Source organism: Mycobacterium sp. 852002-51163_SCH5372311, assembly GCF_001667115.1.
Taxonomy (GTDB): domain Bacteria; phylum Actinomycetota; class Actinomycetes; order Mycobacteriales; family Mycobacteriaceae; genus Mycobacterium.
Genome location: NZ_LZIJ01000022.1, coordinates 29,322 through 46,788 on the forward strand (window position 1 = coordinate 29,322; position 17,467 = coordinate 46,788).

General features: G+C 64.4%; 18 protein-coding genes. 9 read left to right on the forward strand and 9 right to left on the reverse strand.

Translation table 11 applies throughout. The features are described 5' to 3' along the window. The first annotated feature begins 128 nt into the window (after nucleotides 1-128). The 3 genes from A5791_RS02975 to A5791_RS02985 all read left to right on the forward strand — a co-directional run bounded on the left by A5791_RS02975 (nucleotide 129) and on the right by A5791_RS02985 (nucleotide 2,838). Nucleotides 129-947, forward strand: coding sequence for a polysaccharide deacetylase family protein (locus A5791_RS02975; RefSeq protein WP_067230906.1), 819 nt, complete (start codon nucleotides 129-131; stop codon nucleotides 945-947). A gap of 173 nt (nucleotides 948-1,120) precedes the next feature. Beyond that, nucleotides 1,121-1,738 carry a TetR/AcrR family transcriptional regulator gene (locus A5791_RS02980; RefSeq protein ID WP_197504585.1) on the forward strand — a complete coding sequence of 206 codons (618 nt, stop codon included), beginning with the start codon at nucleotides 1,121-1,123 and terminating at the stop codon, nucleotides 1,736-1,738. After that, a complete protein-coding gene (locus A5791_RS02985) occupies nucleotides 1,735-2,838 on the forward strand; it encodes a glycosyltransferase (protein WP_082966708.1) in 1,104 nt (367 codons plus the stop codon). Before A5791_RS02980 ends, A5791_RS02985 begins: the two co-directional genes overlap by 4 nt. A 1-nt stretch (nucleotide 2,839) precedes the next feature. Here the strand turns inward: A5791_RS02985 and A5791_RS02990 are convergent, their stop codons facing one another. Continuing rightward, a complete protein-coding gene (locus A5791_RS02990) occupies nucleotides 2,840-3,286 on the reverse strand; it encodes a MarR family winged helix-turn-helix transcriptional regulator (protein ID WP_067230911.1) in 447 nt (148 codons plus the stop codon). Nucleotides 3,287-3,361: 75 nt separating this feature from the next. Here A5791_RS02990 and A5791_RS02995 point away from each other — a divergent pair, with 75 nt between their 5' ends. Beyond that, nucleotides 3,362-4,297 (forward strand): PHB depolymerase family esterase, encoded by a 936-nt coding sequence (locus A5791_RS02995; RefSeq protein ID WP_067230908.1) that lies wholly within the window; start codon nucleotides 3,362-3,364, stop codon nucleotides 4,295-4,297. 81 nt (nucleotides 4,298-4,378) lie between these two features. Here A5791_RS02995 and A5791_RS03000 read toward each other — a convergent pair whose 3' ends face one another. Next, entirely contained in the window at nucleotides 4,379-4,981 is a 603-nt protein-coding gene (locus tag A5791_RS03000) for a TetR/AcrR family transcriptional regulator (protein ID WP_067230768.1), read from the reverse strand. A gap of 67 nt (nucleotides 4,982-5,048) precedes the next feature. Between A5791_RS03000 and A5791_RS03005 the strand changes: the two genes are divergently transcribed. The 3 genes from A5791_RS03005 (at nucleotide 5,049) to A5791_RS03015 (ending at nucleotide 7,287) form a co-directional block, all read left to right on the forward strand. Further along, complete coding sequence (locus tag A5791_RS03005; protein ID WP_067230772.1) at nucleotides 5,049-5,879, forward strand: alpha/beta fold hydrolase; 831 nt, start codon at nucleotides 5,049-5,051, stop codon at nucleotides 5,877-5,879. Nucleotides 5,880-6,063: 184 nt separating this feature from the next. Beyond that, on the forward strand, nucleotides 6,064-6,345 hold the full coding sequence (locus tag A5791_RS03010) for a hypothetical protein (protein ID WP_231995784.1): 282 nt from the start codon (nucleotides 6,064-6,066) through the stop codon (nucleotides 6,343-6,345). Nucleotides 6,346-6,525: 180 nt separating this feature from the next. Continuing rightward, nucleotides 6,526-7,287, forward strand: a complete 762-nt coding sequence (locus A5791_RS03015; protein ID WP_156660971.1) for an SDR family NAD(P)-dependent oxidoreductase — start codon at nucleotides 6,526-6,528, stop codon at nucleotides 7,285-7,287. A gap of 70 nt (nucleotides 7,288-7,357) precedes the next feature. Here the strand turns inward: A5791_RS03015 and A5791_RS03020 are convergent, their stop codons facing one another. From A5791_RS03020 to A5791_RS03050, 7 genes are all read right to left on the reverse strand, one after another. After that, entirely contained in the window at nucleotides 7,358-8,002 is a 645-nt protein-coding gene (locus A5791_RS03020) for a MarR family transcriptional regulator (protein ID WP_067230782.1), read from the reverse strand. Further along, nucleotides 7,999-8,427: a Zn-ribbon domain-containing OB-fold protein gene (locus A5791_RS27445; RefSeq protein ID WP_067230785.1), complete on the reverse strand. Its 429-nt coding sequence runs from the start codon at nucleotides 8,425-8,427 to the stop codon at nucleotides 7,999-8,001. Before A5791_RS27445 ends, A5791_RS03020 begins: the two co-directional genes overlap by 4 nt. Beyond that, nucleotides 8,424-9,593 carry a thiolase family protein gene (locus A5791_RS03030; RefSeq protein ID WP_067230789.1) on the reverse strand — a complete coding sequence of 390 codons (1,170 nt, stop codon included), beginning with the start codon at nucleotides 9,591-9,593 and terminating at the stop codon, nucleotides 8,424-8,426. The genes A5791_RS27445 and A5791_RS03030 overlap by 4 nt, the downstream gene beginning before the upstream one ends. A gap of 11 nt (nucleotides 9,594-9,604) precedes the next feature. Beyond that, entirely contained in the window at nucleotides 9,605-9,934 is a 330-nt protein-coding gene (locus A5791_RS03035) for a hypothetical protein (RefSeq protein WP_067230914.1), read from the reverse strand. An 8-nt stretch (nucleotides 9,935-9,942) separates the two neighbouring features. Further along, nucleotides 9,943-12,258, reverse strand: a complete 2,316-nt coding sequence (locus A5791_RS03040) for a CoA transferase (RefSeq protein WP_067230794.1) — start codon at nucleotides 12,256-12,258, stop codon at nucleotides 9,943-9,945. A 2-nt stretch (nucleotides 12,259-12,260) separates the two neighbouring features. Then, nucleotides 12,261-13,625 (reverse strand): amidohydrolase family protein, encoded by a 1,365-nt coding sequence (locus A5791_RS03045; protein WP_067230798.1) that lies wholly within the window; start codon nucleotides 13,623-13,625, stop codon nucleotides 12,261-12,263. Between the two features lie 231 nt (nucleotides 13,626-13,856). Beyond that, nucleotides 13,857-14,270: a nuclear transport factor 2 family protein gene (locus tag A5791_RS03050; RefSeq protein WP_067230802.1), complete on the reverse strand. Its 414-nt coding sequence runs from the start codon at nucleotides 14,268-14,270 to the stop codon at nucleotides 13,857-13,859. A 204-nt stretch (nucleotides 14,271-14,474) separates the two neighbouring features. Here A5791_RS03050 and A5791_RS03055 point away from each other — a divergent pair, with 204 nt between their 5' ends. Together A5791_RS03055 and A5791_RS03060 are read left to right on the forward strand one after the other, a co-directional pair. Further along, the gene (locus A5791_RS03055) at nucleotides 14,475-15,452 is read left to right on the forward strand and encodes a LacI family DNA-binding transcriptional regulator (protein ID WP_067230807.1); all 978 of its coding nucleotides are present in this window, start codon (nucleotides 14,475-14,477) and stop codon (nucleotides 15,450-15,452) included. Nucleotides 15,453-16,004: 552 nt separating this feature from the next. Next, nucleotides 16,005-17,462: an aldehyde dehydrogenase gene (locus A5791_RS03060; RefSeq protein ID WP_067230810.1), complete on the forward strand. Its 1,458-nt coding sequence runs from the start codon at nucleotides 16,005-16,007 to the stop codon at nucleotides 17,460-17,462. The last annotated feature ends 5 nt before the right edge of the window (nucleotides 17,463-17,467 follow it).

Below are 17,467 nucleotides of genomic sequence, written 5' to 3' on the forward strand. Positions count from 1 at the left end.
CTGGTACTGGTACGGTTCGCTGCTGTGGCGGCGTCATTTCTCAACCCGGGCATCCGTCACCGAGGGGTGCCCGTTGCACAGCGCGCCGCAAACCACGCGGGCCTGCTGAGGGAGCTGCGGTGTCAGACCTGAACCGACGTCGCTTCCTCGGGGCGCTCGCCGCGGCTACCGTCGCCGGCGTCGGAGCGGCGCGTCTGGTGGTCGACCCGCAACCGCGAACATTCGCCCAAGCACCCGTGGCGGCCGCGAGTCCGCCGGGGGCGGCCACCGCCGCCCGAGCGGCGCGCGTGTTGCCTCCCCCGCCGTCGACTGCTCGCATCGGGCTGCCCGGCGGTGGGGCACTGATGAAGCTGCCCGGCGAGGGTGATCTGCTCGCGCTGACCGTCGACGACGGTGTCAACAGCGAGGTAGTGCGCGCCTATATCCAGTTCGCCAAAGACACCGGTGTGCGGCTGACGTTCTTCGTCAACGGCACCTATGACTCCTGGACCGAAAACGTTGCGCTGCTTCGGCCACTGGTGGATTCGGGGCAGATCCAACTCGGCAACCACACTTGGTCGCATCCGGATTTGACGACGCAGACCAAAACCCAGATAGCTCAGCAGCTGACCCGGAACGACGATTTCTTGAAGAAGACTTACGGCGTTGGCGCCAAACCATATTGGCGCCCGCCGTACGCCAAGCACAACGCCGCCGTCGACGCCGTGGCCGCCGACCTCGGCTACACCGTGCCGGTTTTGTGGTCGGGCTCGTTGTCGGATTCGACGTTGATCACTGAGGAATACATCGTGAAGATGGCCAACCAGTATTTCACTCCTCAGGCCATCGTGATCGGACATCTCAATCACCTACCGGTCACACATGTCTATCCGCAGCTCGTCGAGGTCATCCGCGCCCGCAATCTGCGCACTGTCACCCTCAACGACGTGTTTCTGAAAACTCCTTAGCGGCAACGGGTTCGATGAGTCTGCCCGGCGGCCGCGCTGGCAAGCTCTTGATCTGGCGAAATCTGGCATGTCGTGGCGTCGCGCGCTTGCACACACCCGTGTCAGAGGGTCGTCGACTTGCAATTTGATGTCTATTGCCAGGGACGTCAAATCGTGATTTGATGTACCTCACCATGGACACGAAAAAGCGCAACTACGAGATGCGGGCCCGTCAAGAGGCGGCAGCCGCGACTCGCAGCGCGATCGTGGAGGCGGCCGTCGATTCCGTCATGGCGGAGCGGTCGCTGGCAGTCACCCTGGGCACAGTCGCCGACCGCGCCGGCGTCACCGTCAAGACCGTGCTGAGGCACTTCGGCAGTCGCGAAGCGCTCATCGACGAGGCTGCGTCGCGGGCTATGCAGGACGTGCTGCTCGAACGACTGGCCCCGCCCGATGATCCCGAACATGCATTGGCGGTGCTCATCGCGCACTACGAACGGCGGGGAGAACCGATGCTGGGCATACTGGCCGAAGAGGTTGACGATCCTCGAGCGCGTCAAATTTGCGATGCTGGAAGGACTTTGCATCGCACTTGGGTCGAAGAAGTGTTCGGCGTCAACCTGCCGCCCGACCCAGTCGAACGCTCCCGGCTCGTCGACACGTTGGTGGTGGCCACCGATGTGTATACCTGGAAGCTGTTGCGACGCGACCGGGGTCTGACCGTCGATGGCGTTCGGGATCGGATGCTGCTTATCGCCCGCGCCGTTCTGGCGGCACCCGTCGGATCAGTCGTCGAAGGGGCCGGGCGATGAGGGTGCTGTTTGCATTGGTCGACGGAGGCGGAAACATCCCACCTCAGTTGGCCGTCGCCCGCGCACTGCGCGCCCGTGGCGCCGAGATCCACTTCATCGGTCATCAGGGTATCCGCGACCGAGTCCAGGATGCCGGGTTCTCCTTCGAATCATTCAGGACTGGAAGAGAATTGAACCCGACCGCGCAGCGGTCATTGCTGAGCTTGACGAGCGACTTCACCAAGACGGCGATGGACCGCCGACTCGGCAGCGACGTGGTGACAGCGGCACAACGTAACGGCGCGGACGTGGTCGTCGTCGACGTACTGCTGACGGCAGCCGCCTATGAAGTCGTGGCATCAAGCATCCCGACGGTGGTGCTCGTGCACTTCTTCTATCGCGGACTGCAAGACCTGGCCGCCGGTCCGGCCGGTTGGCTCCTGCGCCTCCGGGGCACCCCGCCGCTTGGGCTGGAACGCGCTGCGGCGCTGCGCATCGTCACTTCCCGTTCCGATCTCGACCCGATGCGCGGCACACCGCCGGTACGTCATGTCGGCGTGGTGTGGCAGGGAACCCCAAGCGCTGCAACGGCAATGCCGGTGCCCCGGCTTCTAATCAGTCTGAGCACCTGCGCATTTGCCGGTCAACGACGCATGCTGCAGCACATCCTCGACGCCGTCGAACCGTTGCCGGTGGAGGCAACCGTCACGGTAGGCCCCGCCATCGACGCATCCGGATTGCGCGTTCCGGCCAACGCGTCACTGCATGCTTGGCTCGATCATGACGAAGTGTTGGCGACGAGCTCATTGGTCGTGGGCCACGGCGGACACAGCACGACCATGCGAGCGTTGTCTTTCGGTGTGCCACTGGTGGTTATGCCGGCGAATACGCTGATCGACCAGAAGCGCGTCGGCGCCGTGCTGGAGAACGTCGGCGCCGGCATCTTGCTACGCAAACATGCAAGCGCGCGCCGGATACGTTCAGCGATAAGCACGGTGCTGGCAGACCCCGCCTACCGCGCTGCCGCGGGGCGACTCGGCGAGAGCATCCGGGAACGCGATGGTGCCGAGACGGCAGCCGACGCCATCAGCGAGTTCGCGGAATCTTATGTCGCGCACTGAATTACGCGTCTTCTGCGGACAGCAGCATTATCAGGGTCTCGCGCAGTTTAGCTAGTCGTCGCTCGCCCAGGCTCTGCTTCCAACGCTTTTCCATCTCCATTGCGCTGGAACGCATTACTCGCAGTGCCTGCCGGCCCCGGGGCGTCAACTCGATGATCCGCGCGCGGGCATCCGCCGGATCGGCCACCCGATTCACGTAGCCGTGCCGTTCCAGTGCCGCGACCGCCTGAGCAACCGCCTGGCGACTCACACCGAGCCGGTCAGCCAGATCTGACGCATGCAGCCCGCCTGCCGTCAGCGGTACCAGTGCGACGGACTGCGCCGGGCGGATCCCGTCGAGCCCGGCCGCGGCGAAAGCCGCTCTCAGATGGGGGGCACGGGATGCCGCCACCAGTTGCACCAGAGCAGGCACGGTCGGCTCCCAGTGAGCGTCCGGAACACGTGGCATGGACTCGAGTTTGCCATCCGGCGTCAGATTGACAAGATACTTGTCAAAATCGTGCGCGGCTGCCACGATGGGGCCATGCGGTCTGGTCGGGTACTCGCGGTCTGTCTGCTCGGAAGCCTGGTGCTGTTGGTCGGCGGTTGTCTGGGCGGGGGTCACGCGGTGGGCACACCCGATGCCAAGTCGATCCCGGTCGGCCAGTCCACTCAGACCCTCGAGTCCGGCGGAGTCAGCCGAACCTTCCACCTGTACCGACCGCAGGGACTCAACGGATCCGCGCCGCTGGTGGTGATGCTGCACGGCGGCTTTGGCAACGGCGCGCAGGCTGAACGCGCCTACCACTGGGATGCCGAAGCCGACAACGGCCATTTCCTGGTGGCTTATCCCGACGGTCTCAACCGCGCCTGGAACGCCGGGTCGTGCTGTGGCAATTCTCAGCGCACCGGAGTCGACGATGTCGCATTCATCACCGCCATGGTCTCGGCGATCGAGCAAGAAATGTCGATCGACCCGGCTCGCGTCTATGTCACAGGCATGTCCAACGGGGCCATGATGGCACTTCGACTGGGCTGCCAGACCGACGTGTTCGCGGCGATCGCGCCGGTCGCAGGAACGCTACTCACCGACTGCTCGCACGCTCGGCCGACGTCAGTGCTGCAAATCCACGGCACCGCCGACGACCGAGTGCCCTATGACGGAGGCCCGGGCAAGGCCTTCGCGATCGACGGCAACCCACGTGTCGACGGCCCGTCGGTGCCGTCGGTCAACGCCACCTGGCGTGCCATCGACGCGTGCGCAGAACCGGCGTCCAACACTTCTGAGCCAGTGACGACCGCTACGGCCGGGTGCGCGGACGGGCGGACGGTGGAGTTGATCTCGGTGGCGGGGGCTGGCCATCAGTGGCCCGGCGGTGAGCCCAGTCCGCTGGTGGAAAGGTTCGGCCTTCCCGGTCCGTCGACGGCGCTCAACGCCACCGCCACCATCTGGCAATTCTTCGCCGAGCACCACCGTTAGACAGCGCGAGCAGACGCAGAATCGCACGATTGGCGCACGAATCGTGCGGTTCTGCGTCTGCTCGCCAAAGGGGGTGCTCGGCTAGGACAGCATTCCGTCGATGAGGCGGCGCAACACAAACCTGATCTCCTTGCGGGCACGCTTGGGATCCTCCGCCGTCGCGATGGCCATGGCCGCCTCGTCGAGCGCGCCGATCATCACGGTGGCCAATGGCCGCACCGGCTGACGTACCAGTTGACCCGCGCGGATTGCCTCGGTGAGTAACTGCTCGGTCATGCCCAGGCTGTAGCGCTGCGCAACGTCGCGGAAGCCGGCCCAGCCGAGCACGGCGGGCGCATCGAGCAAGACCAGCTGACGCACCTCGGGATCGCCGGACACGTCGAGCCAGGCGTCGACCGCGGCCCGAATTGCGTCGGCGGGCGTCGTCGCCCCTGAGGAGGCCACCGTGGTCGCCATCCGGGCCATCACGTCCTGCTCCACCGCCTCGACAACTGCACGGAATAGCGTTGCCTTGTCGGCGAATTGGTGATACATCGCACCCCGGGTCACCCCTGCCTCCTTGGCGATTTCCGGGGTGCCCACCTCCGCATAGCCCCGCTGTCCCCAGAGCTTGCGGGCAGCGGAGATCAGCGCGTCGCGGGTTGCCGCGGAGCGCTCCTCCTGAGTGCGTCTCTTGATTTCCATACAACCTGTTGGTAACTTACAGACAGACAGCCTGTTTGTAACTCTATCCCGAAGTAGGAGTCAATCCATGTCGACGATCGACATTAGTGCCGGAACCATCCACTACGAAGCAACCGGACCCGACGACGGCAGGCCTGTCGTGTTCGTGCACGGCTACATGATGGGCCGTGAACTCTGGCGCCAGGTGAGCCGGCGTCTCGCCGGCCAGGGCCTGCGGTGCATCGCTCCGACTTGGCCGCTAGGCGCGCATCCGGAGCCGCTGCGCCCCGGCGCCGACCGGACCATCACCGGCGTCGCGCACATCGTCGCCGACACGCTCGAAGCCTTACAGCTCGACGACGTGGTGCTGGTCGGCAACGACACCGGCGGGGTCGTCACCCAACTCGTGGCCGTGCATCATCCCGAGCGGATCGGTGCGTTGGTGTTGACGAGTTGCGATGCGTTCGAGCACTTTCCGCCGCCGATCCTGAAGCCGGTGATCGCTGCGGCCAAGTCGAAGACACTGTTCCGCAGCGCACTGCAGGTCATGCGAGCCCCCGTCGCGCGCAAGCGTGCGTATGGCGACCTGGCGTACCACGACGTGGAGGAGCTCGCTGCGGCATGGGTGCGTCCGGCGATGTCCGACCCGGCGATCGCGGAGGATCTGCGCCAATTCTCGCTGTCGATGCGCACCGAGGTCACCACGGGCGTGGCAGCCCGGCTGCCTGAGTTCGACAAGCCGACGCTCATCGCCTGGTCGGCTGACGACAAGTTCTTCGAGCTCGACGACGGCAAACGACTGGCCGCGACGATTCCCAACGCCCAGCTCGAGGTGATCGCAGGTGCACGAACCTTTTCGATGCTGGACCGGCCGGACCAACTCGCCGATCTGCTGTCGACGATCGCTGTGCGGACCTAGCCCGCTCGACTCGACGGCATGGCGCTAGCCATTTATTTGGCTTTTACCGCCCCGAAAGTGGACGCAGCGAACTAGGCTCCCCGTTGTGACGACCCCGTCAAACCCCTGGGGCGACCAACGAAGGCGGCTTTCGCGGCAGTTGCAGATGCGAGGCCCGGTCCTTGGCCGTAGACAGGCGAGGCGGTTGAGCAGGTGTTTCGCGACCGTCGGTGTCAAGACCTCGCCGGAACGACTGCAGGAGCTGCTTGCCGGCGTGCCCGTCACAGACGACGAAATGACCGATGTCAATTTCGCTTTGATCGTGACGCGTATCAACCACGAACAGCGCTGCGCGAGGTTCCAGCGCCTCCGCCGCCGCGGCGCTCGCTCACTGGTGTTCGCGGGCTTGGTCCTGGTGGTGTTGAACTTCCTGGTCTGCGTTGCCTACTTGTTGTTCAGCCTGAGTCAGCAGGGCACGCTGCTCTAAAGCCCGTTCTCGTGCGCTGCGTGTGAAGCGTCGGTTTTGATTGTGAAGGCTGGGCGGAAACCTGGGCCGGAATCCCGCCCTGCTTTCACCCGCAAAGCCCACGATTCACACGGAAGCCCGAAAGCCTGGCCGACCGATCGTCGCTGATGGTCGGCGGATAGCGTTTCGACCATGTCAGATGTGGTGCAACCACTGCGCGGCCGACGAGTCCTGGTGACCGGCGCTGCGACCGGCATCGGCGCGGCCGCCGTGCAAGTTCTCGACGCAGCGGGGGCTGAGGTCGCAGCGACGTACCACCAGACTCCACCACCGGATGATCTCGCGGCAACCTGGTTGCAGTGCGACGTCCGCGACGCCGACGCGGTCTCGGCGATGGTGCGCCAAGCGACCGAGAAGCTCGGCGGCCTCGACGTCTTGGTGAACGCCGCCGGACTGTGGCAAGCCGGGGTACCCGGATACATCAGCCCGGACGACATCTCGTTCCTGTTGGATACGAACGTCAAGGCGACGATCCTCACCAACCAGGCCGCATATGCGGTGATGAAAGACCAAGAGCCTAAAGGAGGCCGGATCATCAACTTCGGCTCCTCGGAAGCCGTTGTGGGCAGCCCGATCTCGGCTGTCTACGCCGCGACCAAGGGCGCGGTGCAGGCATGGACACGATCCGCGGCCCGGGTTTGGGCCGCCGACAACATCACCGTCAACGCGCTGGCGCCCGCGGTGCAGACCGCCGGCGCCGACCGATTGCGGGAGTTCCTCGGTCCGGAGGCCAGCACGATGATCGACCAGCAGATCAAGTCGATGATTCCGCTGGGTGGGGCTCTGGGAGACCCTGTCCGCGACGTCGGCCCAATGCTGGTTTTCCTGGCCGGACCGGGTTCGGGTTTTATCACCGGGCAACTGCTGGCAGTGGACGGCGGGTTGATGATGGTGGGCGCCTAGATAGCACGAGCAGACGCACAATCGCACGAATCAATGGTGATTCGTGCGACTGTACGTCTGCTCGCCAACCTTAATTGGGTGTGCGGCGGCGCATCTGACCCTTCGAACGTCGTACCCGCTTGACCGGGTCTCGCGTTGTGCCCCTTGCGATTTCGTCGCGCAGCTGCGTGATGTTGGAGATTTCGGCGTAGAGGCCACGGATCGCATAGTCGAGGACGGCGAACGAGTAGCGCTGCTGCGGGTCGTCGATGATGCCGACTTCGCGGGAACGCTGGCGCGACCAGAGTGCCTCGTCCAGCCGTGCGCGCGTCGCCTCCAGATGCCGATCCAGCGTATCGACGACGCGCTCTGGGTCGTCGCCGCGGGCGAGCCAGGTCTTGAGGATGACGGGGTGCTTGATGACGACCCGCTCCTGGCCGGGGAAATGTTGCACCCACCGGTGCAGCGCGTCGAGTCCGGCATCGGTTGTCTCGTACAACGTGATGGCACGCTTGCCGGACTGCGCGCCGATCTCGTTGACCATGCCCCGCACGAGCAACCGGTTGAGTTCGCGCCGCACATGACTGACCGACGGCGACCAATAGAAGTGGCCGACCGACAATTCGGCGCGGACCTTGATCTCCCCGGCGGTAAGTTGCTCGTCGTTGGCGGCCAGCACACCCAACACCAGGTAGGCGGTCACCGGCAAGCCGTTGCTGGTGCGCTGCGGGCTCACGGCAAACCTGTGAAATACGGCTTGAAATAGGGCAGCGTGATGTCGGGACCAACCGCATGGAACTGCACCTGCACACGCATCCCGATCGTCAGCTCGTCGGGTACCACACCAACGATATTGGTCAGCATCTGGTATCCCTCGTCCAGCGTCACGATCGCCGGCGCATAGGGCGGGGTGAACTCCGCCGTCACCGGCCGGTGAACCACTGTCCAGCTGTATATCTCGCCGTGGCCACCGCTCACGGTCCAAATCAGGTCGTCTGAAAGGCATTGGCGGCAGTGTTCGGTCGGCGGGAAGTTCGATGCACCGCACGCCTGGCAACATTGGTAGCGCAGCTCGCCCGCTCGGCATGCTTCCCAGAACGGGAGGCTCAGGTGGCTACTGGCATGTGGAACCGGACCGGATTGTGGATGCAACAAAGTCATCTTGGTTCGTCTCCCAGAATCAGCACCGTGGTGAACAACGCCCCGGCCCCCCCGTTGCTGCAGAGGCCGACGTGGGCGTCCGGTACCTGCAAATCGCCTGCCGCACCGCGCAATTGCTCAACGGCGCGGACGGCTCGCTGCATCATCTGCGGGTTGGCGCCCGCATGGCTGAAGGACATCGTTCCTCCGTCCGTGGTGATCGGATGGCTGCCGTCGATGGCGATGTGCCCGTCGGCGACGAAAGGCCCGCCCTCGCCGTCGCCGCAGAACCCGAATGCCTCCAGCTGACGGATGATCTCGAAGGAGAAAGGGTCGTAGAGTTCCAAAACGTCGACGTCGTCTCGCCGCAATCCGGCAAAGCTGAACGCACGGTCGGCCGCGCGTCTACCCACGACGCCATTGACATAGTGGCCCTGATCGCCACGGCGCCCTGCGAGGTCCCACGCCGGTGGGTGCTGATATGACGGGCCGTGGAAGTCGGCGCCGCTGCCGAGGACATATATTGGCTGGCTTCCAATGTCGACTTTGTCGATGTTCGCGACGACCAGAGCGCACCCGCCCTCGGAGGTAGTCGCGCAGTCGAGCAGGTGGAAGGGTTCGGCCACCGGGCGTGATGCGGTAATGTCGTCCGGCCGGAACGGGCCACGTTGGTAGTAAACGGCTTCCGGGTTTCGTGATCCGTTGTTGCGGATCGTCGCCGCGACGATGGACAGTTGTTCGCGCGTCGTGCCGTAGACGTGCATGTGACGGCGTGCGATGAGGGCGAACTCGGCGGTGGTGAACATCCCCCAGGGCGCGACAAATTCGTTCTCCGGTCTGGTCCACGGCGCCGTGGCTTCGTGATCACGGTATTCGCCCGCTTGGGCGGCGACGAGCACCACCACGTCGGCCATGCCGTGCTCGATTGCGGCTGCGGCCTCGGTGATCATGCCGACCCCGAAGGCCAGCCCCTGCCATGCCGGTCCGATGCGCAGGTCGTAGATCAGCGCCGTGGATTGTGGACCCGCGCTGATGCCGTCGACGTCGTTCAGGCTCAGGCCGGCATCGAGCAGTGCGCCGTGAACGGCCTTGAGCGCCAGACTCCGTGACGTTTCCCCATCCAGCTGGCGCCCCTGCCGGGTGTTGTGGACTCCGACGATGGCTGCGGTGCGCTTCGGCAAACTCACTCCGTTCCCGATCAGTTTTCGTCCGCGACGACGCCGAGATACGTTCCCAGCACGTCGTATTGGCGCCCGTCACGCGTGATCGCGCCAATCATGGCGGTCCGCGGATCAGCTGGTGCCGCGCCGGCTTCGACGACGTCGATACGTACGTCGACGGGGCGGGCGGTTTGCGGGTCGGTGATCTCGACGACCATCGCCACCGCGCGCTCGGTCTCGTCCCAGTCGACGCCGGTGATCCGGTGACGAGCGGTCAGCTCCATCACCAGCGAGTTCTGCCGCACCAAGAAGCGCACCGGTGCGCACAATTCGCCGGCGCGCGGCGGCACGCAAAGCGTCACCGAAATGCGTTGCGTCACAATCCGGCCGGCTGTGTACTCGTGGCGCCTGATTGTCGCAACGCGATCAGGTCCTCCCGGCTATGCTGCAGCACACCCGTCAGCACCTCGTCGGTGTGCTGCCCATACAACGGGGGCGCCCGCCGGATCCAGCGCCGCGGTTTTCCGACGAACGAGAACGGCATCCCAATGCACAGGAATGTACCGGCGACGGGATGCTCCACGGGTTCCCAGAATCCCCGCGCGAGCAGTTGCGGATCATTCAGCAATGCGGCCGGTGCCACTACCGCCGCCGCGGCCAGCCCACGGGAACGCAGTTCGTCGACCGCTTCGCTCACCGAACGCCGAGCGGTCCAGTCCGAAATCAGCTTGTCCAGTTCGTCGGCCCGGTCCTGCCATGCGGCGGCAGCAGGTTCGCCGACCAGGTCAATCACCGATTCCCGGGCAGCGTCGTCCATTGCCGCAAGCGCCACCCACTCGTCATCCCCCCGACAGGGATACACACCTTGTGGGGATGCGCCGGGTCCCCGATTTCCGTTGCGACGCATCTCGATTCCGTTGCGTGAGTACTCCACCAACATCTCGGCCGCCACATTCAGCGCCGATTCCACCATTGTCGATTCCACGTGGACCCCGATCCCGTCGCGGTCGCGTACCACCAGGGCCGCTACGGCGGCGAACGCCGCGTGCAGCCCGGCTATCGGATCGCACACGCCGCGCGGAATGATCGGCGGCCCGTCGGAATGTCCGGTCATCCAGGCCATTCCGGTTGCCTGTTCCATCGTCTGGGCAAATCCCACCCGATCGCGCCACGGCCCGTCGAGACCAAACGCCGGCATCCGGATCATCACGGCGCGCGGGTTGGCCGCACTGACAGCATTCCAATCCAGCTGGAAGTTCTCCATCACCCGCGGCGAGAAGTTCTCGATGACGAGATCGCTTGCGGCAATGAGCTCCAACGCGATGCCACGTCCGGCCTCGGTGCTGAGTTCGACGCTGACATCGCGCTTGTTGTGGTTGCTGCACAGAAACACCGGCCCCCACTCCCACCACTGGTCCCAGTCAGGCGGGCGGCCCGCTGAAAACCGCATGCCATCGGGCCGGCGGACGCCTTCGAGTTTGATTACGTCGGCCCCCAGTGCGCCCAGCAGTTGGGTGGCGACGGGCCCGGCCCAGAATGCGGTGAGGTCGGTTATCCGTATGTCTGACAAGGGAAGTGTCTCGGAAGCACCAGACCGCTCAGCTCGGGGTGGCCAATGCGCGCGGCCGTTGTGGGCGCCCAGCGCCGGTGGCGGGCCGGGCAGCCTGGTCGGCATCGCGTCGCTGCGATACGGCACTCGCGGCACGAGCACCCCGGGCTCCGTTTCGACGAACACGCCACGCTGCACGTAGTGGTCGATCTTGGGCAATGTGGCCGGAGTGGCTATGGGGGCCACCGGAATCCGGAATGCCGAAGCCAGGTCAACGATCTCGTCTGTGGTCCGGATCTCGGTCCACTGGGTAACCATGCCGAGGAACTCGTCGCGCCGTGTCACCCGTCCCGCCGTCGATGCCAGCTCGGCATCGTCGACCAAGTCGGCGCGATCGATCATCACCAGAAAGTCCTGGAACTGCTGTGCCGTGATGGTGCAGAATCCGACCATACCGTCGGCGGTGGGAACGATCGACGGGAGCTCCAGACTGCGTTGCTGTACAAGGGAATCCGCGCCCAGCACGCTGGCCGACATGGCGGACAAGCCGCCCATCGCGATCACCATCGCCTCGAAAGTCGACACATCGATGACCTCGCCACCACCACCCCTGAAGGCATGCCGAGCTGAAGCGGCGGCCACTGACGCAGCGAACGTGCCCGCTAACCACTCCCCGAGGCGGCCGCCCGCCTGTACGGGCTCGTCGTCCGGCCACCCCCGGCCGGCGATCGACCCGCACAACGCCTGCAAGATGAATTCGTTGGCGATCAGGTGCTCGTCGACGTAGGGACCCGTTGTACCGAAAGGCGTTACGGCGACGACTACCGCCGACGGGGCGGAGTGAGAGGTGATTTCGCTGATGGTCCAACCGTCGGTCAGGTCGGTGAGCACGATGTCGGCTCCGGCCAGGAGCGCTGCCGTCTCGGCCCCCTTCACCACCGACTTCTTGCCCGCAGCCAGATAGCCGAACAAGGCTCCCGGCGGGCCGCCCGCCGACCACTCGCGCAATAGATCGCCTTGTGGGGATTCGATTTTCACTACATCTGCGCCGGCATCGGCGAACATCTTGCCGCAATAGGACACCGCAATACCGTTGGCGAGCTCCAGAACACGCCAGCCGGCGAACGGCGCCAGAGCGGTCACGCTCAGTTGCCCAGGGTCGTCGCGCGGCCGGCGATCCCGGTGGCCTCCACCGTTACCGGCGCCGTCACCGGCGTCGACACACCCTGCGCCTGCAATGCGAAAGTCGTCATCCTGGTCCAGGCGTCGCGGTCACGCTGACTGGCCTCATGACCAACATGGGTGACCACGTCGACGTCGGTGGCCTGGGCGCGGAGGTGGCCGGCGCGCGCGTGTTCTTTCGGCACATGCCGGAACGGATCGAACGAGTAAGCGGCCATGGCGTTTTCGTGGGTGATCTTGTTGATCACCGAGTCATCCAGATGTCCCATTGTTTCGATGACGTCCTCCGGCGCGAACGGCCAATTGCTGTCGGAGTGCGGGAAGTCGGACTCCCAGCACAGCATGTCCTCGTTGAACCAGTCCATGTTTCGCACGCCAACCTTGTCGCTGATGAAACAGGTATAGAAATGCCTCTTGAACACGTCGATCGGTCCGCTGTAGCCGGAAGGGAATTTCGCCAGCGTCCAACCCGAATGGCGTTGGTAGACATGCTCGGCGCGCCAGAGGAAGTACGGAATCCAGCCGACGTCGCCCTCGGTGAGGGAGAACTTCAGTTGCGGGAAGTCGGACCAGAACTCGGCCCAAATCAGCTCGGTGAAGGTGAACATGCTCATCATCGACGACGCCGTCATCATCACGCTGGGCGGAGCGTCCGTCGACACCATCGGAGAGCGCGATGCGGAGCCGACATGCGTACACAGCACCGTGCTGTTCTCGCAAACGGCCTCGAAGAGCGGGTACCAGTACTTGGTGTGGATGCTGGGCATCTGCAACGCCTCCGGGTTTTCGGAGAACGTCACCGCATGACAGCCCTTGTCCCCGAGACGTTTGACCTCCCTGGCCGCCTCGACCACGTCGAACAGCGGCAGGATGCCGCACGGAATGAACCGCCCCGGATAAGCCCCACACCACTCCTCGATATGCCAGTCGTTGTAGGCCTTGATCATCACCAGGTTCACGTCGCGATCGGGTCCCTGATTGAGTACCTGGCCCGAGAAGCCGGTGAAGTTCGGAAAGTTCAAACCCGCCAGCTGCCCGCCCGCATTCATGTCGCGGATCCGCTCGTCGACGTTGAAGCATCCGGGCCGCATTTCGTCGTAGCGTGACGCGTCGACGTTGTACATCTCGCGGGGCTTTCCGGCCACGGCATTGAGGCCCATGTTGCGTCCGCGGATCTCGCCGTAATACCACTGCTGGATGCCGTCGGGCTCGATGATCACCCGGGGGGCGAAGTCCTTATATTTCGCGGGGACGTGCGCGTCGAACATGTCCGCGGGCTCGGCGATGTGGTCGTCCACGCTGATCAGGATGAGATCGTCCTTGTTCATGCTGCACTCCCCGCTAGATCAATGACTAGTAGACATTGATGTGAGTCACAGTGTCAACGATCCGCAGCATGCGGTCTCGCCGCATGCTTTATGAGGCCGTGAGGTGTCTTGGGCGCTAAACACCGCTATAGCAACATAATGGCCGGCGACAGAACGACTTTTTTCGCGACTCGACACCTGCGCAGTCGGCCGCAACGAGCTATGACGACTGGTCTGACTATTAGTCCGTGGCTATCCGGACTGGCCGGCGAGCTGATCCGCCGTCGGCCGAGCTGCATATACCTTCTCGCCAGTCATCAGATCGTTCTCGTCGAAGCCGAAGACCGCCCAGAGCCGCGCCTCGAACGGCTCGCCACTGGCGGCGGGTGTGCCGCGCAGCCAGAACTCGATCTGCACTCGGCCGTCGTCGAGGTGGGTGAGTTCGATCAACTCGTTGCGCTGATCGGGCACTAGCGTGCGGCCTTCGATCCAATACCGCATCACGTTCTCGGCGCCGTCGATCACCGTCCCGTCGGGCAATTCGTAGCGGGCATGGCTGAACGTCGCCATGGTCCGGTCCCACTCCTGCACGTTCTCGCTCTGCATGTGCTCGATCACTAGAGCTTCTCTGGCTTCCCGGCGCGCTCGCCGGTCCTGGTCGGTCATGGGATGCCTTTCGTTCTTTCCACGGCGCTTCAATGGCGCTTGAATGGCGCATTAATGGCGCTTCATGCCGCTTCAATGGCGCTTCAATGGCGCATTGACCACGTGGCGGACAAATTACTCCGTTGCCTGCTTGACGGCGCTGATGACGGCGATCGTCGCCGCGTGCCACCATGAGGCATGACCGGGCCGGAAAGGTGATGCGAGTTGAGCACTAACAGAGCCGTCCGGTCCACCACCGCTGACGTCGCCCGGTTGGCCGGTGTGTCGACCGCGACGGTCAGCTACGTCCTGAACAATGCCGAAGGACGCAGAATCTCCGAGCAAACCCGGGACGCGGTCTACCGCGCCGCGAAGCTTCTGGGTTATCGGCCCAACCTCGCGGCGCGTAATCTCGCCCGCGGCAAAAGCGGTGTGGTCTTGTACGTGATACCGCACGTAGCGGTGGGTGAGATGCCGATGCAGGCCGGCAGTCGCATGACAACGGAACTGGCGCGCCTCGGTTTGCTTCAGGTGCAGATTTTCGAGACCGAGGACGACCAAATCGTCGTCGACGCGATCGAGAACCTCGACCCGGTCGCCGTGACGAGCCTCTTCCCACTCGGCGAGGCCGCGTTGAGGGCGATGAAAGCCTCCGAGATCCCGCACATCGAGATTGGAACGTTGCCCGCACTCGGTGATCCGCACTTGTCGATCGGCGAGATGCGGGTCGACCATCTTGTCGCCCGTGGTCATCGCGAGATCGCGTTCGCCTATACCGGGGTAGCCAAGTGGCGCGCCCTCGGGGACTACTGGTGCGAAGGCGTCTCGCGCGCAGCACAGTTGCACGGGCTGCCGCCCGTCCGCATCAACGAGATCACCCCGGACAACGCTGCCGATGTGGTGGCGGGCTGGGTGGGCGACGGCGTTACCGCGGTGTGCGCGCAGAGCGACGACATAGCCTGCCTGGTCCTCTACGGGATCCATCAAGCGCGGCTGCGCTGTCCACACGATCTCGCCGTGATCGGTGTCGACGCGAGTCCCATGGGCGTTGTGAGCACACCACCATTGACCACGGTGGAATTCAATCCCCATGCCGTCGCCGACGCCGCGCTAGCGGCGCTGCTCACCGAGTTGGGGTATCCGGCCCAGGCGCCTCCGGAGCCGACAGACATCGCCCGCCTGATCGAGCGCGCGTCGACTTGAGCGGTTGCGCCCACTGCCATCACATTTGTCACTTGCGTCTCGGGGCCGGAACGATGTGCCTCTTTGTCCGACTCTGAGCGACAACGCCAGGGTTCTTGCGAAATGGGCACTTTTGGTCGTAAGCCAGAGGTGGTGCTCGGCGCATCGCCAGCCCGTCGTCGCTCTAATCCTGTAAGACCCGCACCTATCGCGCTTTCGGTGTGAGCTGAGGGCTTTCGGTGTGAACTGACGGCTTTCGGTGTGAGCTGAGGGCTTTCGGTGTGAACTGAGGGCTTTCGGTGTGAACTGACGGCTTTCGGTGTGTATACAGGGCGGCATTCGGCGCGCATTTCCGCCCTGGCTTCACGCGCAAAGCCGAGGATTCACGCGCAAAGCCGAGGATTCACGCCCAAAGCCCGAGACTACAAATGCCGCCGAGCGCACCTGACATGAGTCCTTCGCCGGCTGAGCGACAACCATTGCACGCCCCACCCTCGACAGGCACTGGACATCCGCTGGTTAAGCGCATAACCTACGGATCTTGACGAGCCGGATATTCAAGGAGAAGTGCCCATGACGGTGCAGGCTGTGCTGGACGAGATTCGTGAACGACCCGGCACCGGTGACGTAATCCCGGTCATCGATCCTGCCACCGAAGAGCAGATCACCGAGTTCACCGACTGCGGACCCGAAGCCATCAACGACGCGGTCGCGCGCGCGAAGGCGACCGCCGAGTCGGCAGTCTGGTCCGGTCTGCCCGACTACGACAGGGCCAAGGTGCTCTGGCGCGTCGCCGATCTCATCGACCAAAACGCCGACATCCTCGCCGAGCTCGAGTCGCTCAACGCCGGCATTCCGCCGGCGCAGGCGCAGATCATCACCAAAGTCGGTTCCGAGTGGTTCCGCTACTACGCCGGCTGGTGCACCAAGGTCGACGGCATCGCACGCGACGTGAACACCGGCGGCCTCACCGGCGTCGATTCGCACATGCACACCTACACCCTCAAAGAGCCCTACGGGGTGGTGGGGCTGATCTTCCCGTGGAACGGCCCGGTCTTCAACTTCTGCGCCAAGCTGGCGCCATCGCTGGCCGCGGGCTGCAGCAGTGTCGTCAAGCCCGCCGAGGAGACGCCGTTATCAGCGCTCGTCCTCGAGAGGATCCTTGCTGAAGCCGGAGTCCCGGAAGGCGTCGTCAACCTGGTCAACGGCTACGGTCACACCGCCGGCGCCGCCATCACCGCACACCCCGACGTCGAGAAGGTCGCCTTCACCGGTTCGACGGAAGTCGGCCGGGAGATCGTGCACGCCTCGGCGAACAGCAACCTGAACAAAGTCACCTTGGAACTCGGCGGCAAGTCGCCGGTGCTGATCTACGACGACGCCGACCTGAACATGGCCATTCCGATGGCATCGTTCGGCACGTTCATCCACTCCGGCCAGGCCTGTGTGTGCGGCTCGCGTATCTTCGCGCAGCGCGGCGTCTACGAGCAGGTCGTCGAGGGCATCGCCAACATGGCCAACAACATGCTGCTGGGCGGTCCGACGGACGAGGGCGCGATGGTCGGGCCGCTGATCAGCCAGAAGCAACTCAACCGCGTCCTTGGCTACATCGAGCAGGGTAAGTCCGACGGAAACGAATTGGTCACCGGCGGCCACCGGCTCGACCGCAAGGGATACTTCGTCCACCCCACCGTGGTCACCAACGTCGACCCCGCCACGAGCCGGCTGTTCCAGGAGGAGATCTTCGGGCCGGTGGTCACGATCCTGCCGTTCGACGACGACGACGAAGCGATCGCCTTGGCCAACGACAGCACCTATGGATTGGCGGCGACGGCCTGGACCACAAATCTTGGCCGTGCGCACCGGCTGGCCAAGCGGCTCAAGGCCGGAACCGTCGGCCTGAACTGTCAGATGCAGTTCGACCACTCCATGCCCTTCGGCGGGTACAAGCAGTCCGGCTGGGGCTACGAGTCCGGCAAAGCCGGCATCGAGACCTACCTGCAGACCAAAATCGTTTGGGCGCAGATGTAACGTCG

Bases quoted from the DNA above. Each gene is read 5' to 3' on its own strand.
- A5791_RS02990 (WP_067230911.1), bottom strand. From the start codon at position 3,286: ATGCCACGTGTTCCGGACGCTCACTGGGAGCCGACCGTGCCTGCTCTG.
- A5791_RS03000 (WP_067230768.1), bottom strand. From the start codon at position 4,981: ATGGAAATCAAGAGACGCACTCAGGAGGAGCGCTCCGCGGCAACCCGC.
- A5791_RS03045 (WP_067230798.1), bottom strand. From the start codon at position 13,625: ATGAACAAGGACGATCTCATCCTGATCAGCGTGGACGACCACATCGCC.
- A5791_RS03005 (WP_067230772.1), top strand. From the start codon at position 5,049: ATGTCGACGATCGACATTAGTGCCGGAACCATCCACTACGAAGCAACC.
- A5791_RS27445 (WP_067230785.1), bottom strand. From the start codon at position 8,427: ATGACTTTGTTGCATCCACAATCCGGTCCGGTTCCACATGCCAGTAGC.
- A5791_RS03050 (WP_067230802.1), bottom strand. From the start codon at position 14,270: ATGACCGACCAGGACCGGCGAGCGCGCCGGGAAGCCAGAGAAGCTCTA.
- A5791_RS02985 (WP_082966708.1), top strand. From the start codon at position 1,735: ATGAGGGTGCTGTTTGCATTGGTCGACGGAGGCGGAAACATCCCACCT.
- A5791_RS02980 (WP_197504585.1), top strand. From the start codon at position 1,121: ATGGACACGAAAAAGCGCAACTACGAGATGCGGGCCCGTCAAGAGGCG.
- A5791_RS03060 (WP_067230810.1), top strand. From the start codon at position 16,005: ATGACGGTGCAGGCTGTGCTGGACGAGATTCGTGAACGACCCGGCACC.
- A5791_RS02995 (WP_067230908.1), top strand. From the start codon at position 3,362: ATGCGGTCTGGTCGGGTACTCGCGGTCTGTCTGCTCGGAAGCCTGGTG.